The organism is Mycobacterium sp. 1245111.1 (assembly GCF_001673405.1).
Classification (GTDB): Bacteria; Actinomycetota; Actinomycetes; order Mycobacteriales; family Mycobacteriaceae; genus Mycobacterium.
On the sequence record NZ_LZLV01000146.1, the window covers coordinates 125,056 to 150,113 of the forward strand.

25 protein-coding genes and 1 pseudogene are annotated in these 25,058 nt (G+C 66.7%); 13 read left to right on the forward strand and 13 right to left on the reverse strand.

The genetic code is table 11. From position 1 onward, the window contains the following. Window positions 1–400: 400 nt before the first annotated feature. Window positions 401–958, reverse strand: coding sequence for an NAD(P)H-dependent oxidoreductase (locus A5658_RS24345; protein ID WP_067341367.1), 558 nt, complete (start codon window positions 956–958; stop codon window positions 401–403). Between the two features lie 91 nt (window positions 959–1,049). Between A5658_RS24345 and A5658_RS24350 the strand changes: the two genes are divergently transcribed. After that, window positions 1,050–1,652 carry a TetR/AcrR family transcriptional regulator gene (locus A5658_RS24350; RefSeq protein WP_067341370.1) on the forward strand — a complete coding sequence of 201 codons (603 nt, stop codon included), beginning with the start codon at window positions 1,050–1,052 and terminating at the stop codon, window positions 1,650–1,652. Continuing rightward, on the forward strand, window positions 1,649–2,689 hold the full coding sequence (locus tag A5658_RS24355; protein ID WP_067341373.1) for a DNA polymerase IV: 1,041 nt from the start codon (window positions 1,649–1,651) through the stop codon (window positions 2,687–2,689). Before A5658_RS24350 ends, A5658_RS24355 begins: the two co-directional genes overlap by 4 nt. Here A5658_RS24355 and A5658_RS24360 read toward each other — a convergent pair. Beyond that, entirely contained in the window at window positions 2,637–3,524 is an 888-nt protein-coding gene (locus A5658_RS24360; RefSeq protein WP_067341376.1) for an SDR family oxidoreductase, read from the reverse strand. The genes A5658_RS24355 and A5658_RS24360 overlap by 53 nt on opposite strands. A 26-nt stretch (window positions 3,525–3,550) precedes the next feature. Further along, window positions 3,551–4,210 carry a TetR/AcrR family transcriptional regulator gene (locus tag A5658_RS24365; protein WP_369830563.1) on the reverse strand — a complete coding sequence of 220 codons (660 nt, stop codon included), beginning with the start codon at window positions 4,208–4,210 and terminating at the stop codon, window positions 3,551–3,553. A gap of 127 nt (window positions 4,211–4,337) precedes the next feature. Here A5658_RS24365 and A5658_RS24370 point away from each other — a divergent pair, with 127 nt between their 5' ends. Continuing rightward, window positions 4,338–5,816, forward strand: a complete 1,479-nt coding sequence (locus A5658_RS24370; protein ID WP_067341380.1) for a cytochrome P450 — start codon at window positions 4,338–4,340, stop codon at window positions 5,814–5,816. On the opposite strand, the gene A5658_RS24375 is transcribed toward A5658_RS24370, so the two are convergent. The 3 genes from A5658_RS24375 to A5658_RS24385 form a co-directional block, all read right to left on the reverse strand. Next, a complete protein-coding gene (locus tag A5658_RS24375) occupies window positions 5,813–6,292 on the reverse strand; it encodes a homocitrate synthase (protein ID WP_067341383.1) in 480 nt (159 codons plus the stop codon). The two genes, A5658_RS24370 and A5658_RS24375, sit on opposite strands and share 4 nt — an antisense overlap. A 163-nt stretch (window positions 6,293–6,455) precedes the next feature. Continuing rightward, window positions 6,456–7,874 (reverse strand): FadR/GntR family transcriptional regulator, encoded by a 1,419-nt coding sequence (locus A5658_RS24380; RefSeq protein ID WP_067341386.1) that lies wholly within the window; start codon window positions 7,872–7,874, stop codon window positions 6,456–6,458. Between the two features lie 16 nt (window positions 7,875–7,890). Then, the gene (locus A5658_RS24385) at window positions 7,891–9,084 is read right to left on the reverse strand and encodes a thiolase family protein (RefSeq protein ID WP_067341389.1); all 1,194 of its coding nucleotides are present in this window, start codon (window positions 9,082–9,084) and stop codon (window positions 7,891–7,893) included. Window positions 9,085–9,129: 45 nt separating this feature from the next. On the opposite strand from A5658_RS24385, the gene A5658_RS24390 reads away from it, so the two are divergent. Then, a complete protein-coding gene (locus A5658_RS24390) occupies window positions 9,130–9,480 on the forward strand; it encodes a Zn-ribbon domain-containing OB-fold protein (RefSeq protein WP_067341393.1) in 351 nt (116 codons plus the stop codon). Here A5658_RS24390 and A5658_RS24395 read toward each other — a convergent pair. Both A5658_RS24395 and A5658_RS24400 read right to left on the reverse strand, forming a co-directional pair. Further along, the gene (locus A5658_RS24395) at window positions 9,473–11,638 is read right to left on the reverse strand and encodes an acyl-CoA dehydrogenase (RefSeq protein WP_067341396.1); all 2,166 of its coding nucleotides are present in this window, start codon (window positions 11,636–11,638) and stop codon (window positions 9,473–9,475) included. The two genes, A5658_RS24390 and A5658_RS24395, sit on opposite strands and share 8 nt — an antisense overlap. A gap of 163 nt (window positions 11,639–11,801) precedes the next feature. Then, the gene (locus A5658_RS24400; protein ID WP_067341400.1) at window positions 11,802–12,560 is read right to left on the reverse strand and encodes an SDR family NAD(P)-dependent oxidoreductase; all 759 of its coding nucleotides are present in this window, start codon (window positions 12,558–12,560) and stop codon (window positions 11,802–11,804) included. Window positions 12,561–12,656: 96 nt separating this feature from the next. On the opposite strand from A5658_RS24400, the gene A5658_RS24405 reads away from it, so the two are divergent. The 3 genes and pseudogenes from A5658_RS24405 to A5658_RS29435 all read left to right on the forward strand — a co-directional run. Then, window positions 12,657–14,192 carry an ATP-dependent DNA ligase gene (locus A5658_RS24405; protein ID WP_067341403.1) on the forward strand — a complete coding sequence of 512 codons (1,536 nt, stop codon included), beginning with the start codon at window positions 12,657–12,659 and terminating at the stop codon, window positions 14,190–14,192. Between the two features lie 43 nt (window positions 14,193–14,235). Next, window positions 14,236–16,491, forward strand: coding sequence for a carbon starvation CstA family protein (locus A5658_RS24410; RefSeq protein ID WP_067341406.1), 2,256 nt, complete (start codon window positions 14,236–14,238; stop codon window positions 16,489–16,491). A 525-nt stretch (window positions 16,492–17,016) separates the two neighbouring features. Further along, a pseudogene (locus A5658_RS29435) lies at window positions 17,017–17,733 on the forward strand (phosphatase PAP2 family protein); the annotation flags it as partial. 45 nt (window positions 17,734–17,778) lie between these two features. Here the strand turns inward: A5658_RS29435 and A5658_RS27770 are convergent. Further along, window positions 17,779–18,711: a D-2-hydroxyacid dehydrogenase family protein gene (locus A5658_RS27770; protein WP_082993397.1), complete on the reverse strand. Its 933-nt coding sequence runs from the start codon at window positions 18,709–18,711 to the stop codon at window positions 17,779–17,781. A gap of 95 nt (window positions 18,712–18,806) precedes the next feature. On the opposite strand from A5658_RS27770, the gene A5658_RS24430 reads away from it, so the two are divergent. After that, the gene (locus A5658_RS24430; protein WP_067341414.1) at window positions 18,807–18,980 is read left to right on the forward strand and encodes a CsbD family protein; all 174 of its coding nucleotides are present in this window, start codon (window positions 18,807–18,809) and stop codon (window positions 18,978–18,980) included. Window positions 18,981–19,039: 59 nt separating this feature from the next. Here A5658_RS24430 and A5658_RS24435 read toward each other — a convergent pair whose 3' ends face one another. Beyond that, entirely contained in the window at window positions 19,040–19,507 is a 468-nt protein-coding gene (locus A5658_RS24435; protein WP_067341417.1) for a VOC family protein, read from the reverse strand. Window positions 19,508–19,581: 74 nt separating this feature from the next. On the opposite strand from A5658_RS24435, the gene ppk2 reads away from it, so the two are divergent. Genes ppk2 through A5658_RS24450 form a run of 3 tightly spaced genes read left to right on the forward strand, consistent with a single transcriptional unit; the run spans window position 19,582 to window position 22,201 of the window. Then, complete coding sequence (gene ppk2 / locus A5658_RS24440; protein ID WP_067341420.1) at window positions 19,582–20,460, forward strand: polyphosphate kinase 2; 879 nt, start codon at window positions 19,582–19,584, stop codon at window positions 20,458–20,460. A 44-nt stretch (window positions 20,461–20,504) separates the two neighbouring features. After that, on the forward strand, window positions 20,505–21,425 hold the full coding sequence (locus A5658_RS24445) for a cation diffusion facilitator family transporter (protein WP_067341423.1): 921 nt from the start codon (window positions 20,505–20,507) through the stop codon (window positions 21,423–21,425). Then, on the forward strand, window positions 21,425–22,201 hold the full coding sequence (locus tag A5658_RS24450; protein WP_067341476.1) for an enoyl-CoA hydratase/isomerase family protein: 777 nt from the start codon (window positions 21,425–21,427) through the stop codon (window positions 22,199–22,201). The genes A5658_RS24445 and A5658_RS24450 overlap by 1 nt, the downstream gene beginning before the upstream one ends. A gap of 4 nt (window positions 22,202–22,205) precedes the next feature. On the opposite strand, the gene A5658_RS24455 is transcribed toward A5658_RS24450, so the two are convergent. From A5658_RS24455 to A5658_RS24465, 3 genes are all read right to left on the reverse strand, one after another. Continuing rightward, window positions 22,206–22,946: an SDR family NAD(P)-dependent oxidoreductase gene (locus A5658_RS24455; protein ID WP_067341481.1), complete on the reverse strand. Its 741-nt coding sequence runs from the start codon at window positions 22,944–22,946 to the stop codon at window positions 22,206–22,208. Between the two features lie 9 nt (window positions 22,947–22,955). Next, a complete protein-coding gene (locus A5658_RS24460; RefSeq protein WP_231997430.1) occupies window positions 22,956–23,240 on the reverse strand; it encodes a hypothetical protein in 285 nt (94 codons plus the stop codon). Window positions 23,241–23,306: 66 nt separating this feature from the next. Further along, complete coding sequence (locus A5658_RS24465) at window positions 23,307–23,450, reverse strand: long chain fatty acid-CoA synthetase Faa4p (RefSeq protein WP_067341488.1); 144 nt, start codon at window positions 23,448–23,450, stop codon at window positions 23,307–23,309. A gap of 569 nt (window positions 23,451–24,019) precedes the next feature. Between A5658_RS24465 and A5658_RS24470 the strand changes: the two genes are divergently transcribed. Beyond that, window positions 24,020–24,673, forward strand: a complete 654-nt coding sequence (locus A5658_RS24470) for a cutinase family protein (protein ID WP_067341491.1) — start codon at window positions 24,020–24,022, stop codon at window positions 24,671–24,673. Window positions 24,674–24,866: 193 nt separating this feature from the next. Beyond that, the coding region (locus tag A5658_RS24475; protein ID WP_156751242.1) for a hypothetical protein at window positions 24,867–25,058 on the forward strand (192 nt) is incomplete at its 3' end.

Sequence of the window (25,058 nt, forward strand, 5' to 3'; positions counted from 1 at the left end):
TCTGTCTGACTGTCGAACACGGACTGGCTACCACTCAAGTACTGCTATTCAGCGAACCGACACGCCGCAGAATTCCCGTCTAGCCGGTTCACGTCAGCCGGGTTTTGCTGTCGGCTGGCGCATCCCGACCGACCAGATGAAGCTGGGGTCCGTCGGTGTCGGAAACACTACACCTAGTGGTCGATGATAAGTCGAGATACAAGATGTTCGGAAAAACATTCATGAAATTCCCTGGTCGTAAGCCCCGGCCCGGAGCGTCCTCGGCGTGTCGCAGGTCACAAAATGGCCTCGCAACGGTGTACGGACAGCATTACCACCCGGCACCGACATCTCGACCCGTCCGGCTTCGCACAGCAAAGCGCCCCAGTGGTGTGAAACCACTGGGGCGCGTCGACGGAAATCAGCCGACTTCGGCGGCCAGCTTGCCCAGCACGTCACGCACGTTGTCAGCCACGTCGGCGTGATCGCGCGGATGCTGACCGTTCAGCGTCTTGAACGGAACTGACAGTTTGATGCCGTCGAGCACCCGAGCGCCGGCAATCCCGAACCCCTTGCGGGTGTCGTCGTGCGCCCACACGCCGCCGTACTGACCGAAGGACCCGCCGATCACGGCCAGCGGCTTGCCTTTGAGCGCGCCGTCTCCGAATGGCCGGGACAACCAGTCGATCGCGTTCTTGACCACGGCCGGGTAGCTCCCGTTGTATTCGGGGGTCACCACCAGCGCAGCGTCGGCGTCGGCGGCCGCCGCACGGAGCGCAGCCACCGGCGCCACGGCGGTGGCCTGCGGGTTCATCGCGTCGTCGATCTCCTCGTTGTAGAACGGCAGGTCACCCAGGCCTTCGAAGACGGTGACGGTAACGCCGTCCGGGGCCACCTCGGTGGCCAGCTCAGCGATCTGACGGTTGATCGACGCGGCACGCAGGCTTCCTACCAGCGCCAACACTTTGGTGTCCGGCATACTCTCCAGTCCCTTCGATGGTTGATATACATCCTCGCATGATTTAACCGGACCACAGTCCGCTTTGTTCCGATGACGCTACAGTAATTTTGTGAAAGCCGTCGACCCGGTTCGCGACCTGCCGGTTTCCGCACCGCACGAGCGCGGCGACGCGGCCCGCAACCGCGCCCTGCTGCTGGACGCGGCGCGGCGGCTGATCGACGAGCGCGGCGCCGACGCGGTGACCATGGACGACATCGCCGGAGCCGCCGGCGTCGGCAAAGGCACTGTGTTCCGCCGCTTCGGCAGCCGGTCGGGACTGATGATGGTGCTGCTCGACGAGGACGAACGGGCCAACCAGCAGGCTTTTATGTTCGGCCCGCCGCCGCTCGGGCCCGATGCGCCACCCCTGGAGCGGCTCCTGGCGTTCGGGCGGGCCCGGCTGAAGTTCACGCACACTCACCACGAACTGTTGGTGGCCGCCAACCGCGACCCCCAGTCCCGCTACGGCGCGGCCGCGACCGTGCTGCATACGCATGTCCGGATGCTGCTGGCCGCGGCCGGCACTACCGGCGACCTGGACGCGCAGACCGACGCCCTGCTGGCACTGCTGCAGGCTGACCACGTCGAGCACCAGCTGATGCAACGCGGTCAATCCCTGCAGGCGCTCGGCGATGCGTGGGAAAGCTTGGCGCGCAAGCTTTGTGGGCGATGAAGCCACGCTGGATCCTGCACATCGACCTTGACCAGTTTCTGGCCTCGGTTGAATTGGGCCGGCATCCCGAATTGGTCGGGCTGCCAGTCATCGTCGGCGGTAGCGGCGATCCGACGGAAGCCCGCAAGGTGGTGACCTGCGCTTCGTACGAGGCACGCGAATTCGGTGTGCACGCGGGCATGCCGCTGCGCTCCGCGGCCCGGCGCTGCCCGGACGCCACGTTCTTGCCATCGGATCCCGAGGCTTACGACGCGGCGTCCGAACAAGTGATGGCGCTGCTGCGCGATCTTGGCCATCCGCTGGAGGTATGGGGTTGGGACGAGGCGTATCTCGGCGCTGATGTCGACGACCCCGCCGAATTGGCCGAGCAGATCCGCACGGTGATCGCCGAGTCCACCGGGCTGTCATGTTCGGTGGGCATCAGCGACAACAAACAGCGCGCCAAGGTGGCGACCGGTTTCGCCAAGCCGGCCGGCGTTTACACACTGACCGAGTCGAACTGGATGACGGTGATGGGCGACCGGCCCGTCGACGCCTTGTGGGGCGTGGGTCCCAAGACAGCGAAAAAGCTTGCCGGCCTGGACATCACGACGGTGTGGCAGTTGGCCCACACCGATGCCGAACTGCTCACCTCGACATTCGGCCCCCGAACCGGGTTGTGGTTGCTGCTACTGGCCAACGGCGGCGGCGACGACACCGTGAGCTCCGAACCGTGGGTACCGCGCTCACGCAGCCACGTCGTCACGTTCCCGCACGACCTCACCGACCGGACCGAAATGGATTCAGCGGTAACCGAATTGGCCAGCCGCGCGCTGCGCGAAGTGGTGGCCGACGAGCGGATCGTCACCCGGGTGGCCGTGACGGTGCGCACCAGCACGTTCTACACGCGGACGAAGATCCGCAAGCTCGACGCGCCGACCACCGACGCCGACAGCATCGTCGCGGCCGCGCTGCGGGTGCTGGATCTCTTCGAACTCGACAGGCCTATTCGGCTGCTCGGGGTGAGAGTCGAACTACAGATGCCGGAGCCGGCTTGAGCGCCTTGGTGAACAACAGGTTCACCCGCCGCATCGCCACGCTATACGGCCACCACGCAACACGTTTGAACGCGTACAACGCGCGGATGTCGGCGGAGGTGTAGATCAGGAACCGGTTCCTGGCGACACCGGACAGAATCTTGTCGGCGGCCTTCTCGGGTGACACCGCGTGGCCACTGAAGCGATCGATCCAGCGGCTCACCTGCGGGTCGTCACGGTCGACGCCGGCGATCTCGACGGTGTTCACCAGGCCGGTCCGCACGGCGCCGGGCACGACCACCGACACCCCAATGCGGTAGCGGGCCAAGTCGAATCGCAGCACCTCGGACAATCCGCGCAACCCGAACTTGCTGGCGCTGTAGGCGGCATGCCACGGCAGGCCGATCAACCCCGCCGCCGAGGACACGTTCACCAGGTGCCCGCCGTTGCGCGCCGCAACCATTGGCGGAACGAAGTTTTCGATGACGTGGATCGGGCCCATCAGGTTGATCGAGATCATCTTTTCCCACTGTTCGTGCGACAGTCGGTCGACGGTTCCCCATGCCGAGACACCCGCGATGTTCATCACGACGTCCATGCTGGGATGGTCGGCGTGAATCGCCGCCGCAAATGCTGCGACCGCGTCGTGGTCCGCGACGTCAAGCGCTCGGTGCTCGGGTACCTGGGCGCCAAGTGCGCGAACCTCATTCACCGTCTCGGCCAGGCCGTCGGCGTTTCGATCGGTCAGGTACAACTCGGCGCCCTGGCTCGCCAGCCGCAGCGCGGTCGCGCGTCCGATGCCGCTCGCCGCGCCGGTGATCAGACACCGCTTACCCGCAAACGTCTTCTTTGACATGAGCAGTGACGATACCGGCGGTAACGCTACGAGTTGACCGAGCCGCCCCACAACGCGTTGAGCCACAACGCCTCGAGCACCTTGACGCCTCGCTGGACGTCGCCGTGATCCCCCAGATATGCGCTATCCCCCGACAGCAACTGCGCCGTGGTGACCGACAGGGTTCGCACCAGGGTCGGGATGTCGTCGCTGATCGGGTGAGCGGTGCCGGCTCGTAGTTCGTCCTCGACGATGCCGATGATCTGTTGGACGACGCCCTCGACCTGCTGGTCGAGCAGGTCGCGGATCTCGGCGTCGGTGTTGCGCGCGGCGTTGCACGCCGACATCACCGGGTCGTTATGGGCGTAGACCGCCGCCGCGCTTCCGACCATCCGCTCGGCGAATGCCGCCGGGGTCTCGTCGACGCCGCGCGGGGCGAAGTACTCGGTGAGCTCCTCGAGTTCCTGCGTCGCGTCGGCCAGGATCTGCGCGAGTACCGCGTATTTGGAGTCGAAGTAGAAATAAAACCCGGACCGGGCCACGCCGGCACGATCGCTGATCGTGCTCACCGACAACTGAGCGAACGGCTTTTCCTCCAGCAACTCGCGCACCGCTTGAACGATCGCGTGCCGCTGTCGATCACCCCGACGCCGCGGAACCTGCACAGCCGAGACCTGATCGGTCACCCGGTCGCCCCCTTGCTCGATGCGCACCCTTACGACCTTGCACTACGCCACGCGCAAAGGGAAACTTGACAGCCGTCAAGTTTCCCTTGAGGATGGCAGTTGGTGACGCCTGCCACACAGTCGATCACGCCCCCATGAAGGAGTGTCAATGGCGACCGTCAACACCGCCGAGTATCTGCTCGACCAGGCCAAGCGCCGGTTCACCCCGACGATGAACACCATCCCGGGCATGGGCCTGCTGGAGAAACGGCTCTTGAACGTCGACTGGCCCCAGCGCGAACTGGCGGCGCCGCCGGCCGGCAGCGGCCTCAAGCCAGTGATGGGCGACAGCGGACTCCCGGTGCTGGGCCACATCATCGAAACCTTCCGCGGGGGGCCCAATTTCGTCATGCACCTGTACAACACCCGCGGACCGGTGTTCTACGCCGAGTCCGCGGCGTTGCCCTCGGTGATCGCCATTGGCCCGGACGCCACCCAGGCAATCTTCTCCAACCGCAACAAGGAGTTCTCGCAGAGGGGCTGGGACCCGGTCATCGGGCCGTTCTTCAACCGCGGCCTGATGACGCTCGACTTCGACGAGCACATGTACCACCGCCGGATCATGCAGGAGGCCTTCACCCGCAGCCGGCTGACCGGCTACGTGGACCACATCGACGCGGTGGCCACCTCGGTGGTGGCCGGCTTCCCGACCGATGACGCCCGCTTCCTGTTCCACCCGGCGATGAAGGAACTCACCCTTGATATCGCGTCGGTGGTGTTCATGGGACATGAGCCCGGCACCGACCACGACCTCGTCACCAAGGTGAACCAGGCGTTCACCACGACCACCCGGGCGGGCGGCGCGATCATCCGGACCAGCGTCCCGCCGTTCAAGTGGTGGCGCGGGCTGCGGGCCCGCAAGCTGTTGGAGGACTACTTCGTCGCGCGGGTGAAGGAACAGCGCCGCAACGCCGGCGGCACCGACATGCTTTCGGTGTTGTGCCACACCGAGGACGAGGACGGAAACAGCTTCACCAACGAGGACATCGTCAACCACATGATCTTCCTGATGATGGCCGCCCACGACACCTCGACGTCGACGACCACGACGATGGCCTACAACCTGGCCGCCAACCCGGAGTGGCAGGAACGCTGTCGCGACGAGTCGGACCGGCTCGGCGACGGCCCGCTGGACATCGAGGCGCTGGAGAAGCTGGAGACTCTCGACCTGGTGATGGACGAGTCGCTGCGGCTCGTCACGCCGCTACCGTTCAACATGCGCCAGACCGTGCGCGACACCGACCTGCTGGGCTACTACCTGCCGGCCGGCACCAACGTGGTCACCTGGCCGGGCACCAACCACTGGCTGCCCGAGCTGTGGACCGACCCGATGAAGTTCGACCCGGAACGATTCCTGGAGCCGCGCTCGGAGCACAAGCAGCACCGCTACGCGTTCGCGCCGTTCGGCGGTGGCGCACACAAGTGCATCGGCATGGTGTTCGGCCGCCTCGAGGTGAAAACCATCCTGCACCGGCTATTGCGCCGCTACCGTCTCGAACTCGCCCGCCCCGGCTACCAGCCGCGCTGGGACTACGGCGGGATGCCGATCCCGATGGACGGCATGCCGATCGTGCTGCGACGCCTCTAGCGGTTCTCGGCGTAGAGCCGATTCGCGCAGGCGATGACGGCCGACAAGGCGGACTCCGTCGGATCTTGCGCGTAGCCCATCGCCCATTCGGCGCGGGAGCCGTCGGTGCCCTGGATGAACGTCGCGGTGGTGTCGTCGGACTGCAACTGATGGAACCGCAGCATCTCGACCGAGACGCCGTGCTCGTAGAGCATCGCGGTCAGCGCGGCGACGGGACCGCTCGCGGTGGCGGTGGCGGTTTCGATGCGCTCGCCAAGCGTCAGCGTGGCCTGGAAGGTTCGCGGTCCGAGCCGGCCGGCCGGACGGCCGTTGTCGGCGCAGTGCCACTGCCCCAGCCGCACCGGCCCGGTGCTCGGCGCGTAGGTGGCGCTGAAGGTGCTCCACGACATGGCGTCTGCGTCTTCCCGGAGCCCGCGGGGCAGAGGGACACCGTCGAACAGCAATGTCGACGATTCTGGAGCGAAAGTGATGGTCATGTGCCGGTCTTCTCTGGTCTTAGGGAGTGACCGACGGGTAGTAGCTTCCGACCCACAGCGGGGGGTCGGTCTGGATCAGACCCCGCTGCGGGTGCTGGCTACTACGAGAAGATGTTGCACGTCGCCGAGCGTAGACGCAGCGGGACTGCCGGCGCAACCTGATTTACAGCCACCAGGATGCGGCCGCGTCGAGGTGGCGTCGGATGCGGTGCCGGGCCAGGGCCTCGTCGCCCTGGCCAATCGCCTCGATGATGCGTAGGTGAGCGTGCCGGACATCGGCGAGATCGGCGTGGCTCGGGACCGGCTGGTCAGTACTGGCCCAGTAGCGACGGAATACCTCGACCAGGATCCGCAGGAACAACTCCAGCACGGCGTTGCCGGCCAGCATCGCCAGTCCGGCGTGGAACAGGAACTCCTCGACGCCGGCCTTGCCTGGACTGTCGCCGGCTTGCTCGATTGTCAGCCGTTGGCCGTCGAGGAAGGCCCGCACCTCGGGCGCGTCGTGGCGCGAGACCACCTTGGCGACGTTGTCGATCTCGATGGCATCGCGAATCAGGGTCAGGTCTTCGCGGCGGGGCCGCCGGTATTGCAGGTATAGGGCGATCGTGTCAACGCTGGCCTGCGCCTGGGGTTCTGCCACCACCAGACCGCCGCCGGGCCCGCGCCGGGTGGTGGCGACGGCGTGATACTCCAACAGCCGCACCGCTTCTCGGAGCACAGCGCGGCTGACCTGATACCGCTCGAGCAACGCGAGCTCACTGCCGAACACTTCGCCGACCTGCCAGCCGCTGCTGGCGATGTCGTCGCGGATGGTGGCGGCCAGCACCTCGGCGAGCTTGCCTTGTGGCGCTACGCCATTGGCGCTGCGGCGTCGACGTGAACCGGATTGGTGACGATCTTTCAGCCAGTTGGTCACCGACTCCGCATGTTGCTCGCTCAGCGTCATCGCGCGGACCGCGTCGCCGGCGGTGACGGCGGCGACGATGGCCGAGTGATCGCGGTGGCGGTGCTCGAGTGCCTCGACGGCGTCGCTGGCGGAGTCCGGTCGCGCACCTTCGGCGTATCGAACGGTCAGCCGCATGAGTATGTCGATAAACAGTTGCAGCACTGGGTTTTTCGACTGCTCGGCGAGAACGGTGTGAAATTCGTCGCTGGACGGTCGCCGGCCCTGCTCGGCCTGAAGAACCCCCCGCAGCCGCTGGATGCCCGCTTCGTCGATCCGCTGCGCGGCCCGGGATGCGGCCAGCGGTTCCAGCAGCAACCGGGCGTCGAGCAAATCGCCGATCGTGATGCCCAGGTATTCCAGGTAGATGATTATCGCGTGGGTAGCAGGGGCAGCATCGGGCTCGCAGATGAGCAGGCCGCCGTTCGGGCCGCGGCGCATGCGCGCCACCTGATGATGCTCGACGAGTCGAACCGCTTCCCGCAGCACCGAACGACTCACCTGGAAGCGTTCCTGCAATGCCTGTTCCGAGCCGAGCGACGTCCCGGTCGGCCAGCCGCGGCGAATGATGTCGGCTTCGATGCGACGCGCGATCTGGGAAGCGCGCTTGTCCGTGAGAGCCTTACCGCTCAATTGCACGCCCGCGCACAGTGGTTCAGCATGTCAGCAGCAAGCATCCGGCGATCGGCCCACCGCCCACGGCGGCGACGGCGACCTCCGGCCGACGCGACACCTGCCGCTCGCCCGCTTCGCCGCGCAACTGCAGGCAGGCTTCGTGCAGCAGCCAGTAGCCGTGCATGCGCCCCGCCGACAGCTGGCCGCCGTAGGTGTTCAACGGCAGGGCGCCGTTGAGCGCGATGCGTTCCGCGCCCTCGACGAAGGGTCCGGCTTCGCCGTCGCCGCAGATGCCCAGGGCTTCCAGCCAGGCGAAGGTGAGGAAGGTGAACCCGTCGTAGAGTTCGGCGAGGTTCAGGTCGGCGGGGGTCAGATCGGTCCGCGACCACATCTGCGCCGCCGCATCGGCCGACGCCATCTTCGGGTAGTCGTCGCGGTGGAACCAGCCGCCCGCGCCGTTGCTGCCCCCGACGGCCTCGACTTTCACCGCGCGATGCGGGCAGTCCGCGGCATAGCTCGCGGCCGACACCACCAGCGCGATCGAGCCGTCGATCGGCACGTCGCAGTCCAGCAGCCCAAGAGGCGATGACACCGGCCGCGCGCCCAGGTAGTCCGCCATCGTCATCGGATCGCGGTACACCGCACGGGGATTCAGCGCGGCGTTGAGTCGGCTGTTGATCGCCAGCCAGCCCAGCTGTTCTTTGGTGGTGCCGTAGAGTTCCATATGCCGGCGACATACCAGCGCCAGCCAGTTCGCAGCCGAATATGCTTGTGCGGCAACGAGATCGCTGACATCGTCCATCGGACCGACGACGGGTGGCGTCTCACCTTCCGGTGTCTCGAACATCTTCGCCATCGGCGGGGCCGGTGCGTTCTCGTCCTGCTTGACCGGGACGGTGCCGCCCAGCATTTGGATGGTCCGGTAGATGATGACGTGCCGCGCATGGCCTTCGGAGACCGCGCGGCACGCCGAGATCACCGGATTCAATAGACCGCCCGTGCTGAAACCCGTCCCGCAGTCGGGGGCGTCGATGCCCAGCGCGGCGTTGACGTCAGCGGCCGGAGTGTCACCGAGGGTGGCGATCCCGTCGATGTCGCTGGGGGCCAAGCCGGCGTCTTCGATGGCGGCACGGACCGATTCCATCGTGAGGTCCAGCCCGGGAATACCGGTACGACGGCCGATTCGGGAGATACCGATGCCGGAAATGATCGCGTCTTTTTCGAAGTAGCTCATCTACGCCGTCCGTTAGACCAACCCGAGGGAATTGAGTGTACTGTATTGCCCGTGTCAACCGAGACGACGTCCCAGCTGCTGATCGAGCACTGCGACAACTGCGCGCGCTGGGTTCACCCCGCGGCGGGCACCTGCCGGGATTGCGGCGGCCCGTTGGAGGCCAAGCCGGTCTCGGGGCGGGGCTCGGTATTCACGTACACGGTCAACTACCACGCGTTCAACCCCGAGCTCGAGACGCCTTACGTCATCGCGCTTGTCGAGCTGGACGAGCAAGACGGGCTGCGGGTGGCTGCGAATATTGTTGACTGCGAACCGGATTCGGTGACATGCGGGATGCGTGTCGAAGCTCTGCCCGAGCCCGGCCCCGGCGGCGCGCCGCGTTTCGCGCCTAGTTGATCAGCGGGTCGCGCGGCATCCCGAGGATCCGCTCGGCGATCTGGTTGCGCGTCACCTCCGACGTGCCGCCGGCGATCGCCATCGCCCGAGCGCTCATCACCAGTCGGCCCGCCAGCGCACCGGCGCCGTCGTATAGCGCGGTTTCGGGCCCCGCCAACGCGGCCGAGATCGCACCGCCCTCGACCATGTGGTCGGCCAGTTTCAGCTTGGTGACGTTGCCTTCCGGGCCCGGGCCCGCGCCCTCGACGCTGCGGGCGACGCGGCGCAGGTTCAGCAGCCGCAGGGCGTTCTCCTCGGCCAGGTATAAGCCCACCCGAGTTCGCCCGCCCGCCAACCGATCTGGCTGGGCCTTGACCTGCTCGACCAGTTGCGTGGCCAGGCCCGCGTAGAAGGACCCGCTGCCGCCGATGCTGACTCGCTCGTTGCCCAGCGTGGCCCGCGCGACCGTCCATCCGGTGTTGGGCTCCCCCACGACGTCTTCGTCGGGCACGAACAGGTCATTGAAGAACACCTCGTTGAAGTCCGCTCCGCCGGTGATCTGCCGCAGCGGACGCACCTCGACCTCGGGGGCGTTCATGTCGACGATCACCGTGGTGATGCCGGCGTGCTTGGGCGCATCGGGATCCGTGCGTACGGTGGCCAGACCTCGGGCGCAGTAGTGCGCTCCGCTGGTCCACACCTTCTGCCCGTTGATCTTCCAGCCGCCGTCCACCCGGGTCGCTTTGGTCTTGATCGACGCGGCGTCCGAACCGGCCTCGGGCTCGGAGAACAGCTGGCACCAGATCTCGTCTTTGCGCAGCGCCTTCTCGACGAATCGCTCGATCTGCCACGGTGTTCCGTGCTGGATCAGGGTCAGGATCACCCAGGCGGTGATGCCGTAGTCGGTGCGCTTGATGCCCGCGGCGCGGAATTCCTCTTCGATGACCAACTGTTCCACCGCGTCGGCGGCCAGCCCCCACGGCTTGGGCCAGTGGGGCATCACGTAGCCGGTCTCGATCAGCTTGTCGCGCTGGGCCTGCTTGTCCAGCCCGGCGAACTCGGCGACGTCCGCGTGGATCCGGGTCCGCATTTCCTCCGCCTCGGGCGGCAGGTCCAGGCTGTTCTCCCGGGTGACGCCGGCGGCGGTGCGCTCGAACACGTCCTCGGCGGGCGCGTCACCGCCGAACAGCGCCGTCGTGACCAACGCACGGCGCAGGTGCAGGTGCGCGTCGTGCTCCCAGGTGAACCCGATCCCGCCGTGCACCTGGATGTTCAGCTCCGCGTTGCGTGCGTACGCCGGAAATGCCAGTGCCGCAGCCGAAGCCGCGGCGAGCCGGAACTGCTCCTCGTCTTCGGAGGCGGCGCGTGAGGCGTCCCACACCGAGGCGATACCCGACTCCGAGGCGACCAGCATGTTGGCACAGTGGTGCTTGATCGCCTGGAAGGTGGCGATGGTGCGGCCGAACTGCTGACGCACCTTCGCGTACTCGACGGCGGCATCGACACAGTCAGCCGCTCCCCCGACCGCCTCGGCGGCCAGCAGCGTCCGGGCACGCGCCAGCAGCGAGTCGTGCGCGCCGGGCAGGACGTCGTCGTCGCCGACGCTGACCTTGTCCAGCCGGACGCGCCCGGAGCGCCTGGTCGGATCCAGGTTCTCCGGCACCTCGACCGAGACGCCGGAGCGGCCGCGCTCGATCAGCAGCACGTCGTCACCGGCCGCGATCACCAGCAGATCACCCAAGCCGGCGCCCAGCACGATGCCGGCATCGCCGTCGGCGACGCCGTTGCTGAGGTTGACGTGCCCACCCAGGCCGATGCCCGCGGTGACCGTGCCGTCGATCAGCCCCGGCAGCAGACGCGACTTCTGTTCCGCGGAGCCGTCTTTCGCGATCACAGCCGACGCGATGACAGTCGGCACGAACGGGCCGGGCGCCACCGCGCGACCGAGTTCGTCGATGACGACCACGAGTTCGGGCAACCCGTAGCCGGAGCCACCGTGTTCCTCGTCGATGTGCAGACCCAGCCAGCCGAGTTCGACGAGGGCCTGCCAGAACGGCGGCAGTGCCTCCTCCGGAGCATCCAGTAGCGACCGCGCGGCGGCGCGGGCCTTCTGCGACGTCAGAAACCCCCGGGCGACCTCGGCGAGTTCCCGATGGTCGTCGGTCAGTGCGATACCCATTGCAGGGCCTTCCTCTTGGACGCCATTGGCCGGTCGGAAAGAGTGTACTTAAATGCGGGCCGCCTCCCAACCGGGTGGTCGGTCGGGCTGTTATTGTCGCGAGACAGAAGCCAGGGCTGCGATTTAGCTCAGACCACAACCATGGCTTCTGTCTCGCGGAATATCACTTGGGTGCGAAGCGCTGACCGGCGTCCAGACGCAGGCACTGGCCGTTCAGCATCGGGTTGTCGACGATCGCCGCGACCAGCTTGGCGTACTCCTCCGGGCGGCCCAGCCGCTTCGGGAACGCGGCATCCTTGGTCAGCGCGGTGGCGTACTCGTCCGGAATGCCCTTGGTCAGCCCGGTCGCGAACAGGCTCGGCGCAATCGCCAGAACACGGATGCCCAGCGACCCGAGGTCACGCGCCATCGTCAGGCACATCCCGGCGATGCCGGCTTTGGCGGCGGTGTAGGCGACCTGCCCGATCTGGCCTTCGAAGGCCGCGATCGACGCCGTGTTGATGATGACGCCGCGCTCCTCGTCCTCGGGCTCGTTCTGGCTCATGTAGCTGGCGGCCAGCCGACTGATGTTGAACGAGGCGATCAGGTTGAGATCGATGACGGACTGGAAGGACTCGAGGTCGTGCGGACCCGACTTCGACATCGTGCGCTTGGCGATGCCGCCGCCGGCGGTGGTCACCGTGACGTGCAAACCGCCGAGTTTCTCGACGGCGGTCTTCAGCGTCTCCTCGGTCCCGGTGAAGTCGGTGACGTCGACGGGGTAGAAGTCGCCACCGATTCCGGCCGCGACGTCTTTGCCGTCCGATCCCTCACGGTCGAAAATCGCGACGCTGGCGCCCCGGGCGTGCAGCAATTCGGCACTCGCGCGGCCCATGCCCGAGGCACCGCCGATCACGATGACCTTCTTGCCGTTGATCTCCATCCAAACCTCCTTGTTTGTCCGGGCGGTGCCCGCGAGCTAGCTGCAGGTTATCGCGACGGCGCGTGACGATGTCGGTCAGGTATGTAAAGGTGGGTCGTGCTGCTTGTTGACGTCGCGACCACCTCGGTCGACGTGGGCGGTTCGGCTTCGCGGCGCGCCAAGATCGCGCGGATCGCCGAATTGCTGCGCCAGGCCAAGTCCGATCCCGCGGTGGTCGCGATCGTGGTGGCGTGGCTCTCCGGTGAGCTGCCGCAGCGCCAAATCGGGGTGGGCTGGGCGGCGTTGCGGTCGATTCCGCCCGCCGCCGCGCAACCGAGCCTGACCGTCCACGGCGTCGACGCCACACTGTCGACGATCGGCGCGGTCGCGGGCAAAGGCTCGCAGGCCCGTCGCGCGGAGCTGGTCGCCGGGTTGTTCTCGTCGGCAACCGACGTCGAGCAGACGTTCCTGCGCCGCCTGCTGACCGGCGAGCTGCGTCAGGGCGCGCTGGCCGGCGTGATGGCGGACGCGGTCGCCGCGGCCACCCAGATCCCGGTCGCGCCCGTCCGTCGCGCGGCGATGCTCGGCGGGGCCCTACCCGCGGTCGCCGCGGCAGGCATGTCCGGCGGAGCGGCGGCGCTGGAGGCCTTCACCCTGCAGGTCGGTCGGCCCGTCGGCCCGATGCTGGCGCAGACCGCGACCGGTGTCGGCGAGGCGTTGGAGAAGCTCGGCGGCGCAGCGGTTTTCGAGGCGAAGCTGGACGGCGCCCGGGTGCAGATCCACCGGGCCGGCGATCGCGTCACGGTGTACACCCGCAGCCTCGACGACGTCACCGCCCGACTGCCCGAGGTGGTCGAGGCGACGCTGGCGCTGCCGGTGCGCGATCTGATCGCCGACGGCGAGGCGATCGCGTTACGCCCCGACGGCCGGCCGCAGCCCTTCCAGGTCACCGGGTCACGGTTCGGCCGCTCCGTCGATGTGGCGGCCGCCCGCGGCGCCCAGCCGCTGTCGGTGTTCTTCTTCGACATCCTGCACCGCGACGGCGTCGACCTGCTCGACGCGCCGACCAGCGAGCGCGCCGCGGCGCTCGCCGACATCACCCCCCCACAGCAGCGGGTCGACCGGCTGATCACCTCGGATCCCGAAGCCGCACAAGACTTCTTGGCCGCGACGCTGGCCGCCGGTCACGAGGGCGTGATGGCCAAGTCGCTGAGCGCACCCTACGAAGCCGGCCGTCGCGGCGCCGGCTGGCTGAAAGTCAAACCGGTCCACACCCTGGACCTGGTAGTGCTGGCGGTGGAATGGGGATCCGGTCGACGACAGGGCAAGCTGTCCAACATTCACCTCGGCGCCCTCGACCCCGCCACCGGTGACTACGTGATGGTCGGAAAGACGTTCAAGGGCATGACCGACGCGATGCTGGCGTGGCAGACCGCACGGTTTCAGGAGTTGGCCGTCGGCGGCACCGAGGGATACGTCGTCGAGTTGCGCCCCGAGCAGGTGGTCGAGATCGCGCTCGACGGCGTGCAGAAGTCGTCGCGCTACCCCGGCGGTCTGGCGTTGAGGTTCGCCCGCGTCGTCCGCTACCGCGACGACAAGCAACCCGACGAAGTCGACACCATCGTTACCGTACGAGACATGTATACGGGCTAAGCTGCCACGGCCCAATCCGGCGTGTCCCACGACAGGAGGCGCAGTGGTAGCACCAGCGGAGCACACGCCCGACACGGAACACCTGACCTACGTCCACACCGACGCCGACCTGCCGCCGGTCGCCATCGTCGACCGCTCCCCCATCGGCACCCGCCACAAGATCGTCTTCGGCCTGATCGCCATCGTCGGCGCAGTGGCCTGGGCGGTGATCGCTTTCGTTCGCGGCGAGACGGTCAACGCGGTGTGGTTCGTCGTCGCGGCGATCTGCACCTACGTCATCGGCTACCGATTCTACGCGCGGTTGATCGAGGCGAAGATCGTCCGTCCGCGCGACGATCACGCCACTCCCGCAGAGGTTTTCGACGACGGCACGGACTACGTGCCGACCGACCGGCGCGTGTTGTTCGGCCACCACTTCGCCGCGATCGCCGGGGCCGGGCCACTCGTCGGGCCGGTGCTGGCCACCCAGATGGGCTACCTGCCGTGCAGCATCTGGATCATCGTCGGCGCGGTGTTCGCCGGCGCCGTACAGGATTACCTGGTCTTGTGGATTTCGACCCGGCGCCGTGGCCGCTCGCTCGGTCAGATGGCCCGAGACGAGCTCGGCATCACCGGTGGTGCCGCCGCCCTGATCGGGGCATTCGTCATCATGGTGATCATCATCGCCGTGCTGGCGCTGGTGGTGGTCCGGGGGCTGGCCGAAAGTCCTTGGGGCGTTTTCTCTATCGCAATGACGATCCCGATCGCCGTGTTCATGGGCTGTTATCTGCGGTTCATCAGGCCCGGACGGGTCACCGAAGTGTCGATCATCGGCTTCCTGCTGCTGATGCTCGCAGTGGCGTCCGGCAACATCGTCGGCGAAACCGCTTGGGGCGCATCCTGGTTGAACTTGTCGCCGGTGACGGTGTCGTGGTTGATCGTGGGGTACGGATTCGTCGCCTCTGTACTGCCGGTGTGGCTGCTTCTCGCGCCGCGGGACTACCTTTCGACGTTCATGAAGGTGGGAGCCATCGCGCTGTTGGCGATCGGGATCTGCGTCGCCCATCCGCTAATGCACGCTCCCGCGGTCTCCAGCTTCGCCATTCACGGTGGCGGGCCGGTCTTTTCGGGATCGCTGTTCCCGTTCCTGTTCATCACGATCGCCTGCGGCGCCCTGTCGGGTTTCCACGCGCTGATCTCGTCGGGCACCACACCGAAGCTGCTGGAGAAGGAAAGCCAGATGCGGCTGATCGGCTACGGCGGCATGCTCACCGAGTCGTTTGTCGCGGTGATGGCGCTCGTCAGCGCGTCAATCCTCGACCAGCACTTGTACTTCACCCTCAACGCGCCGGCCGCTCGCACCGGCGGCACCGCGTCGACCGCCGCCCAATACGTCAATCACCTTGGCTTGTCCGGGTCGCCGACGACGGCCGGCGAACTCCGAGACGCCGCCGCGAGCGTCGGCGAGAAATCGATCGTGTCGCGCACGGGTGGGGCACCGACGCTCGCGGTCGGCATGTCCGAAGTGCTGCAACGGGTTTTGGGCGGCGCGGGCCTAAAAGCGTTCTGGTATCACTTCGCGATCATGTTCGAGGCGCTGTTCATCCTCACCGCCGTCGACGCCGGCACCAGGGTCGCACGCTTCATGCTTTCCGACGCGCTGGGCAACCTCGGCGGTCCGCTGACCAAGTTGCGCAATCCCAGCTGGCGTCCGGGCGTTTGGATCTGCAGCCTGCTCGTGGCCGCCGCGTGGGGCAGCATCCTGCTGATGGGCGTGACCGACCCACTCGGCGGCATCAACACGCTGTTCCCCCTTTTCGGCATCGCCAATCAACTCCTCGCCGCGATCGCGTTGACCGTGGTCACGGTGATCGTCGTCAAAAAGGGATATGTGAAGTGGGCGTGGATTCCGGGCTTTCCGCTGTTGTGGGACCTGACCGTGACGCTGACCGCGTCCTGGCAGAAGATCTTCTCGGCCGACCCCGCTGTGGGCTACTGGACCCAACACTTCCAGTACGCGGCCGCCAAAGCGGCTGGTAAGACGTCGTTCGGGTCGGCCAAGACCGCCGATCAGCTGGCCGCCGTGGTCAGGAACACGTTCATCCAGGGCACGCTGTCGATCATCTTCGCCGCGGTCGTGGTGATCGTGCTGGTGGCGGCAATCATCGTGATATTCAAGGTAATTCGCGGTGGCGGCTTGCCGCTGACCGAAGACGATCCGGTGCCGTCGAAGATGTTCGCGCCGTCCGGAATCATCGCCACCGCCAGCGAACGCAGTGTGCAACGCCAGTGGCTGGCACTCATGCACCTTGATCACTGAATTCACAGCTGCGCCATAGACGCCCGAACTAGCGTGCGAGCGAAGCGTTAAACCGTTCGCGTACAGCGTGTTTGGCCGATCCTGCGCCCAGATACGACACGGCCGTGAAAATGAACAGACGGAAAACGGACGGCAAAGGATAAGGTTGGACTAGTGGCAGTAACAACCGATCGCCGGGTCCGGCCGTTCAACCGTGACCCCCAGACCGAACCTGCTGGACGCCCCCACCCCAGCCGGCCATCCTGCGCGCCACCGCCACCTGTCGTCGAGTCTTACCCATCCGGCGGCGCGCATCGGCTCACCTGGGCCAGGCGCATCGCCGTCACCGGCTGGGCTGCGGTCGTGGTCTACCGGTCCGCGGTGAACGGGTTGGCGTTCAACCGCGAATTGCTGCTGCTCTACATCGCGACCGGCCTGATCGCGGCCAGCATCGGGCAACGGCACAAGGTGTTCGCGGTGGTCCGCGACTGGTTGCCGCTCGCCCTGGTGCTGGTGCTCTACGACTTCAGCCGCGGGGCGGCCGACATGTTCGGTGCGCCGACCCTCTGGCAATTCCAGCCGACCGCGGACCGCTGGTTGTTTTTCGGTAACGTCCCGACCGTCTGGCTGCAAGAGCACATCAAGATGGCCGAGCCGCCGTGGTGGGAAGTCATCATCAGCGGCATCTACATGTCGTTCTTCGTGCTGCCGTATGTGGTCGCCGGAGTGCTGTGGCTGCGCAACCGAACCGAGTGGGCGGCCTTCGTCCGGCGGTTCGTCGCGCTGTCGTTCGCCGCGCTCGTCGGGTACGTCGCCCTGCCGGCCGCGCCGCCGTGGGCGGCCGCGAGCTGTACGCCGGCCGAGGTCGCCGGCGGGCCGGCCAACCCACCGTGCATGTTCCGTGGCGCCGCGGGCGTTCCCGACGGCGGACTTCTGGGCGCAATGCACATGAGCCAACCCGGCGCTCACCAGTTCGTGGAGCGCATCTCCACCCGTGGCTGGGGGACGCTGCATCTGCAGTCGGCCGGGGCGCTGCTCGACTCTGGACAGGCCAGCGTCAACCTGGTCGCGGCGATTCCCTCGCTGCACGCCGCGGTGACCGCGATGATTTCGATGTTCCTGTGGCGACGAGTCAGGCGTGGTTGGCGCCCGCTGCTGGTCGCCTATCCGCTGGCGATGGCGTTCGTGCTGGTGTACTCCGCCGAGCACTTCGTCGTCGACATTCTGATCGGCTGGGCCCTTGCCGCGGCGGTGTCGGCTGTGACCGGCCTCCTCGACGCCTGGTGGTCGCGTCGCCGCGCGTCGAAGTCAGTCGTTTTGACTGAGCCAGCGGGCGATCTTGGCGGCGGCCTCGCCGTAGAAGACCCGGTAGACCTGTTCGGCGACGTAGCCCATGTGCGGGGTAGCGGTGACGTTGTCCAGCGAGCGCAGCGGATGCCCCGCCGGCAGCGGCTCGGTGTCGAAGACGTCGAGGCCGGCACCGGCGATGCGCCCCGAGCGCAGAGCGTCGACCAAAGCCGCCTCGTCGACAATCGGTCCGCGAGAGGTGTTGACTAGCAACGCCGTTGGTTTCATCAACGCTAATTCGTCGGCGCCGACCATACCCCGGGATCGCTCGCTGAGCACCAGATGGACAGTCAAAACGTCAGCGCGAGAGAACAACTCGTCCTTCGACACATAGGTGGCCCCGGCTTGTTCGGCGGCCTCGCGGGTCAGGTTCGGGCTCCACGCGACGATGTCCATCCCGAACGCCCTGCCGACCTGCGCGACCCGACTGCCGATCCGCCCCAGCCCCAGCACGCCCAGGGTCGCGCCGCCGAGTTGCCAACCGACGGAGGTCTGCCAGCCGCCGCCGCGCACCGACACCGCCTCGTCGACGATCCGGCGGGCGGTCGCCAGGATCAGCGCCCAGGTGAGCTCGACGGTCGACTCCACGTAGCCGCCGGTGCCGCTGACGTAGATGCCGCGTTCTTTGGCGGCCACGACGTCGATGGAGGCGTTGAACGGCCCGGTCGACGCGATCATCTTCAGCTGGGGCAGCCGCTCGATCACGTCGCGCGACAGCGGTGTGCGCTCTCGCATCACGCACACCACATCGAAGGCCTTGAGTCGCTCGACCACCGCATCGGGGTCGTCGAGGTGGTCGTTGAATACGGTGATCGTCGCCCGGTCCGTCACCTGCGACCAGTCGGCCATGGTCAGCGCGACGTCCTGGTAATCGTCGAGGATGGCGACCCGCATCGTGCCAATCTCGCACACCCGGTTTGGCGGGTCCGACTGCCGGGTACTAGTCCCGACGCGAAGCACAGTGTCCAAGGAAGAGGGAGCTGATACGCATGGGAGCCCACGACAAGGTGAGCAACAAGATCGACGACGTCGCCGGGAAGGCCAAAGAGGCCCTGGGCAAAGTCACCGACCACCACGACACCGAGGCCGAGGGCAAGCTCGACCAGGCCAAGGCCAGCCTCAAGGACGCCGGCGAGAAGGTGAAGGACGCCTTCAAGCACTGACAACAGACGTGATTAAAGGACGGCCACCGGTGGACCCGACCCCGGTGGTCTTCCGCTTTCTAGGGCGCGGTCCAGTACTGGCCGGACGTGCCGCCTTCGGCGGGTTCGTTGACGCCGAAGACGAACGGCGCGAACACCACTTCCCTGCCGTCCGGATCGCGATAGGTGACGGCCCCCGTCGCGGCCCAATACGGATGAGATTCAACGGGGTTGGCACCCGAGGCCACCAGCGTGGCGGTCGCCCGTTGCTGCGCCGCCCGGTCGGGGAAATACAGACACAGCTGCTCGTGGCTGTCGACCGCGACGGGCTCGGTGGCCTGAACGATTTCGAACGTCAGATTCGACCGGGGCAAGCCGAATATCGCACCGGTGCTGCCGAAGCTCTCCCCGAAGGTGGCGCACAGTGGCAGGCCGACCAGGTCGCGGTAAAAGCGGACCGTCTCCTCGAAATGCGCGGAACGGCGGGCGAATCGGAGAGCGCCGATCGAGGCCAGGTCCTCGGGCCAAGTTGCGTGATTACGAGCCATGGTGACCAGGCTAGAACCGCAACCCTTGTTGAGGTCAAGGGTCGCGTCACCCCGATCCGCGCTAGCGTCGAGATATGGCCGAGATAGATCTGGAGACCCTGTCGACGCCGGAGCACGGATACACGGTCGACGACACCGACGACGACGATCCCGTTCTTCTCGACCGGAACGGTGGGCACATCGACACGTGGCGCGAGCGATATCCGTACGACCACCGAATGCCCGGCGACGAATACGACCGTCTCAAGCGCAAGCTGCAGATCGAGCTATTGAAGCTGCAGCAGCACGGCAAGCGGACCGGCGCTCGTCACGTCATCGTGTTCGAAGGTCGCGACGCGGCGGGAAAGGGCGGCACCATCAAGCGATTCACGGAGCACCTCAACCCGCGCAGCGCCCGAGTGGTCGCGTTGGAGAAGCCGACCGAACGCGAGAAGACGCAGTGGTATTTTCAGCGCTACATCAACCATTTCCCGGCTGGCGGCGAAATGGTCTTGTTCGACCGGTCCTGGTACAACCGCGCCGGAGTCGAGAAGGTAATGGGCTTTTGCACTCCCGAGGAGCATGCCGAATTCCTCCGGCAGGCACCGTCTTTCGAAAACATGTTGGTCAGCGACGGCATATGTCTGACCAAGTTCTGGTTTTCGGTGTCCCCGGCCGAGCAACGCACCCGCTTCGCCATTCGTCTCGTGGATCCGGTTAGGCAGTGGAAGTTTTCCCCGACAGATATGGAATCCCTGGACAAATGGGACGACTACACCGCGGCGAAGGAGGAGATGTTCGCCGCGACCGACACCGATGCTGCGCCGTGGATTGTGGTCAAAAGCAATGACAAGAAGCGGGCCCGGATCAACGCCATGCGTTATGTGCTCGCCAGCTTCGACTACGACGACAAAGATCTCGACGTCGTCGGCGAGCCGGATCCGTTGATTGTGGGACGGGCGTTGGCCGACTGAGCCCAGTCTTTCCGACCCCGCAGACAACGGGCATCCTTGTCGGTATGCATCAGATCAACGGAGTCCGGGACCCCGCGACCAGCTTCCCACTCGACATCACGACCGACGATGCAAGCGAACGCCGGCAGGCCAACCGTGCCGTCGCGATCAGCGCCCTGGGACTCGCGCTGACCGGACTGGTCGAACTTGTCATCGCGTTGGTCTCGGGGTCGGTGGCGCTGCTGGGGGACGCGTTGCACAACCTGTCGGATGTCTCGACGAGCGTGCTGGTGTTCGTGGGGTTCCGAGCCTCGCGCCACCTTCCGACCGAGCGTTACCCGTATGGCTACCAACGTGCCGAGGACCTCGCGGGAATTGGTGTGGCGCTGGTTATTTGGAGTAGCGCCGTGGTCGCCGGCTACGAGAGCATCGAGAAGTTGATCAACCGCGGCGGCACCGGCCACGTCGGCTGGGGCATCGCGGCCGCAATCGTCGGGATCGCGGGCAACCAACTCGTGGCCCGCTACAAACTGACCGTGGGCCGTCGCATCCGGTCCGCGACGATGGTGGCAGATGCCAAGCATTCGTGGCTGGACGCCCTGTCCTCCGCCGGAGCCATGCTCGGCCTGATCGGCGTCGCCCTCGGCTGGGCGTGGGCCGACGCCGTCGCGGGCGTCGTCGTGACGGGTTTCATCTGCCACGTCGGGTGGGAGGTGACGTCCGACATCGCCCATCGCCTGCTCGACGGCGTCGACCCGGAGATCATCACCGCGGCCGAGGCCACCGCCATCGAGGTCGCCGGGGTGCAGCATGCGCACGCGCGCGCCCGGTGGACGGGACGGACGTTGCGCGTCGAGGTCGAAGGCTTTCTCGATGCCGCCACTCCCCTGGCCGTGGCGGATCAAATCGGTCGCAGCGTCGCCGCGATGCTCACGTCGCGCATCCCGGAGATGCAGAGCTTCACGTGGTCGGCGCGGGCTGCCTGATGAGTCACCAGATTCGCGTCGAGGTCTCCGACGACCACGTCGCCACCGTCGAGTTCGAGCGCGGCCCACGCAACCATTTCGATGCCGCGCTGATCGGCGGGCTGGCCGATGTCTTCGAACGCCTAGATGCCGACCCGGACGCGCGCGCGATCGTGCTCTGCTCGGCGGGGCGGCACTTCTGTGCGGGTGCGGATCTGCCAGGAGCACTGAGCGGGACTGAGCCGACGGTGGAAGGGTCGACGGGTTCGCTGTATGAGGAGGCGGCGCGTCTGTTCGCCACCCACACCCCGATCGTCGCCGCGGTGCAGGGTGCGGCCGTCGGCGGCGGCCTCGGGTTGGCGTTGGTCGCTGACTTCCGCGTCGCCGGTCCGTCCACCCGCTTCGTGGCGAACTTCAGCCTCCTCGGACTGCACCAGGGTTTCGGGATCACCGTGACGCTGCCGGCGGTCGTCGGGTCGCAGCGCGCCCAGGACTTGCTGTACACCGGGCGCGAGGTGCCGGGCCAGGAAGCGGCCCACATCGGCTTGTGCGACCGGTTGACCGCCGACGACGAAGTGCGCTCGGGCGCCCACGCCCTGGCCGCGAAGATCGCCGCGAGCGCGCCCCTGGCCGTGGTCGCGATCCGCCAGACGTTGCGTGGCGATCTGGCCGATCGAGTGCGCGCGGCGACGGCCAAGGAGCAGGCCGAGCAGATTCGGCTGGCGGCCACCGCGGACTTCGTCGAAGGTGTGTCGGCCACCGCCGAGCGGCGACAGCCGAGGTTCACCGGTTCGTGACGGTTTAGCCGGCGCCCTTGCCGTTGTCGACCCGATAGACGGCGCCATGGACGGCCGCCGCGGCGTCGCTCGCCAGGAACGCGATCACGTTGGCCACGTCGAGCGGCTGCATCATGCCGCGCGGCGAGGCGGTGCGCATGATGAGGTCGTAGTTCGGGTTCTCCGGAGCGCTGAACTGTTCGATCTGCGGGGTCAGCATGCCGCCCGGGCAAACGGCGTTGACCCGCAAGCGATCTGCCGTGTACTCGACGGCCAGAGCGCGCGTCAGCCCGATCAGACCGTGCTTGGCCGCGCAGTAGCCCGCCGAATATGCCTGGCCCTCGACGCCGGCGATCGAGCTGACATTGACAATGTTGCCGCCTCGCTCCAGCAGGTGGGGCAATGCGGCCCGGCACAGGTGAAACGGACCGTTGAGGTTGACCGCGAGGTCTTGTTCCCAGTCGTCGTCGGTCATCGACTCGGTTCGGCGCATCTGATGTCGGCCGGCGATGTTGATCAAGACGTCGAGGCCGCCCAACTCCCGCACACACTGTTCGACGGCGTCCTTGCACGCCTGGGGGGACGCGACGTCCACGACCGCATGACGGCCGTGCTCGATGTCGGCGAACACTCCGGCCAGCCGTTCGGCGTTGCGACCGATGCCGAAAACCGTTGCGCCCTGGCGTGATAACAGCCGGGCCGTCTCAGCGCCCAGCCCGGACGACGCACCTGTGACGAAAACGAGCTTGCCTTGAAGCGCTGACATATCGCCCACTCACCAACCTGGCGCACCACGGTAGGAGCGCATCCGCGTAACGCTACCGCGCAACAATCCCAGTGCCGCAAGGACTCTCAGCGGCCCTGTGCGGAATCGCCGCTCGATCCGCCGTGCGGCGACCAACACGGCCAGATTTACCGCCCGCCGTCCCAGCGCCATCCGGCTCGTCCGCTTCTTCCACGTCGACGGAGCGCGACCCGAGCGCCGGCCGCAGTAATAGCCGGCCGACATGGCCAAGACAAGCGCGGCGAACACCGCAAGCACCGTCATGGTGATGAGCATTTCTGCTCATCGTCGCGGTGAGGTCACACGCGAGACACACCTCGGCCAATAAGCGAGGTTAGGGCGCTAGCCGATCTCGCTGTCGACGTGGACGGCGACGTAGCCGATCGGAATGCCGGTCCACATCGCGATGCATTCCCGCGCCGCCAATTCGACGACGGCGCGGCGGTGGGCACGCGTGGTCCTACCGATCTCGGGAATCCGGATCATCCACCCGTCGGCGTCGCGAGTGACTTCGATGTCGAAGCACTGGCCGACCGTCGGACACTTAACGCGGGAAGCGAATCGCTGGGCGCCGCGCACCTGACGTGGGCGCACCAGCACGGGCTGAAGGGGCATGGCCGCTTTCCTGAGTCGAGAACTAATCGCGCGCAAGCGTATTGCGAATTCGGGCGAAAACCTAATCCGCGGCGGGCGGCCTCGGCGCGATCTTGATAAAGTCACCTTGAGCTGCGGTTATGTCGGCGATCGACGGACTGCAATCCCGCTCGTCACCCACAGTTTTCCCAACGGCCAACGCGCCAGGGATGAATCGAGCCATCCCCGGCGTTGGAGAGGCTGAGTTTGACCAGCGCGACGACGGATATCAAGATGACCAACGGCATCGCCGCCGAAGTCCACGCTGCGGTGGAGTCTTCCACCACATACGCTGCAAAAAAGCGATCTTGCTTTTAACGAAAGGCCCCACTGTGCACGAGACGACCCGCAATGGCAGATCGCCAATCGCTTGGTGCGCGCAGTCGGCAACCAAACTGCTGCAGTGGGCAGCCGTTGTCACGATGCTGTCTGCAGCGGCGGTCATGACCCCGGCGATCAGCACGGCCGCGGCCGATGGACAGTGCCCGGACGTCGAGGTGATCTTCGCGCGCGGCACTCTCGAGCCGCCCGGCCCCGGGACCGTCGGGCAGCAATTCTCCGACGCCCTCACCTCGCGCGTGGGCGGCCGCTCAGTCGACGTGTATCCGGTGAATTACCCTGCCTCGCTGAACTTCTCGCAGGCTGCCGACGGCGTCGCCGATGCCGCCAATAAGGTCATGGACACCGTCAACAACTGCCCCACCACCAAAATCGTGCTCGGCGGCTATTCCCAAGGCGCTGCGATCGCGGCGTACATCACCTCGGACAACGTCCCGCCCGGTTACGCATTGCCCGCCGGGATCAGCGGTCCGTTGCCGCCCAGCGTCGCTCCGCACGTCGCCGCGGTCACGTTGTTCGGCAAGCCCTCCAACGGATTTCTGAACCTGGTCGATCGCGACGCCCCGCCGATCAACATCGGCTCGGCTTACGCGGCCAAGACCCTCGATCTGTGCACGCCGCAGGATCCGGTGTGCTCGTCGGGTCAGGGATTCAGCCGCGCCGCGCACAGCGCCTACAAGACCAACGGCATGACCGACCAAGCGGCCGACTACGCCGCTAGCAAGCTCGGCCGCTGAGCCCGGCGGTCGGCGCCTAACGGACCGCTCTCAAATGCCGTGTCGGCGGGCGCGCTTCCGCTTCCTGAGTTGCCGCGAACCTCGAGAACTCGAAGCACGCCCGCGACACTAGGTAATTAGTGGGTTGGCCGGCGCGCGCCGCGTAAGCGATGTCGAGCAACGCGAGTGCCAATGGGCCGTCGGAGATCGTGGAATGGAATACGCGCTCAGCGATGCATCGCATCGGCAAACGTCCTACGACGAGTTGCTGCGTGAGTTCAAGGTTGCGCTCGAACGGGCGTTGTCAGGGTCGGTGTTGCCGCCGGGAACCACGATCTCCGACGGCCCATTGGCACTCGCGTTGCTCGACATCGCTTACGCGGCGCGCGCCGGCCAACCCACTAAT

Excerpts from the sequence above, each read along its gene's own strand:
- A5658_RS24360 (WP_067341376.1), bottom strand. The coding sequence starts at position 3,524 with ATGTCAAAGAAGACGTTTGCGGGTAAGCGGTGTCTGATCACCGGCGCG.
- A5658_RS24430 (WP_067341414.1), top strand. The coding sequence starts at position 18,807 with ATGGGAGCCCACGACAAGGTGAGCAACAAGATCGACGACGTCGCCGGG.
- ppk2 (WP_067341420.1), top strand. The coding sequence starts at position 19,582 with ATGGCCGAGATAGATCTGGAGACCCTGTCGACGCCGGAGCACGGATAC.
- A5658_RS27770 (WP_082993397.1), bottom strand. The coding sequence starts at position 18,711 with ATGCGGGTCGCCATCCTCGACGATTACCAGGACGTCGCGCTGACCATG.
- A5658_RS24345 (WP_067341367.1), bottom strand. The coding sequence starts at position 958 with ATGCCGGACACCAAAGTGTTGGCGCTGGTAGGAAGCCTGCGTGCCGCG.
- A5658_RS24355 (WP_067341373.1), top strand. The coding sequence starts at position 1,649 with ATGAAGCCACGCTGGATCCTGCACATCGACCTTGACCAGTTTCTGGCC.
- A5658_RS24460 (WP_231997430.1), bottom strand. The coding sequence starts at position 23,240 with ATGCTCATCACCATGACGGTGCTTGCGGTGTTCGCCGCGCTTGTCTTG.
- A5658_RS24375 (WP_067341383.1), bottom strand. The coding sequence starts at position 6,292 with ATGACCATCACTTTCGCTCCAGAATCGTCGACATTGCTGTTCGACGGT.
- A5658_RS24435 (WP_067341417.1), bottom strand. The coding sequence starts at position 19,507 with ATGGCTCGTAATCACGCAACTTGGCCCGAGGACCTGGCCTCGATCGGC.
- A5658_RS24400 (WP_067341400.1), bottom strand. The coding sequence starts at position 12,560 with ATGGAGATCAACGGCAAGAAGGTCATCGTGATCGGCGGTGCCTCGGGC.
- A5658_RS24455 (WP_067341481.1), bottom strand. The coding sequence starts at position 22,946 with ATGTCAGCGCTTCAAGGCAAGCTCGTTTTCGTCACAGGTGCGTCGTCC.
- A5658_RS24465 (WP_067341488.1), bottom strand. The coding sequence starts at position 23,450 with ATGATCCGGATTCCCGAGATCGGTAGGACCACGCGTGCCCACCGCCGC.
- A5658_RS24385 (WP_067341389.1), bottom strand. The coding sequence starts at position 9,084 with ATGAGCTACTTCGAAAAAGACGCGATCATTTCCGGCATCGGTATCTCC.
- A5658_RS24395 (WP_067341396.1), bottom strand. The coding sequence starts at position 11,638 with ATGGGTATCGCACTGACCGACGACCATCGGGAACTCGCCGAGGTCGCC.
- A5658_RS24370 (WP_067341380.1), top strand. The coding sequence starts at position 4,338 with ATGGCGACCGTCAACACCGCCGAGTATCTGCTCGACCAGGCCAAGCGC.
- A5658_RS24450 (WP_067341476.1), top strand. The coding sequence starts at position 21,425 with ATGAGTCACCAGATTCGCGTCGAGGTCTCCGACGACCACGTCGCCACC.
- A5658_RS24445 (WP_067341423.1), top strand. The coding sequence starts at position 20,505 with ATGCATCAGATCAACGGAGTCCGGGACCCCGCGACCAGCTTCCCACTC.
- A5658_RS24470 (WP_067341491.1), top strand. The coding sequence starts at position 24,020 with ATGCTGTCTGCAGCGGCGGTCATGACCCCGGCGATCAGCACGGCCGCG.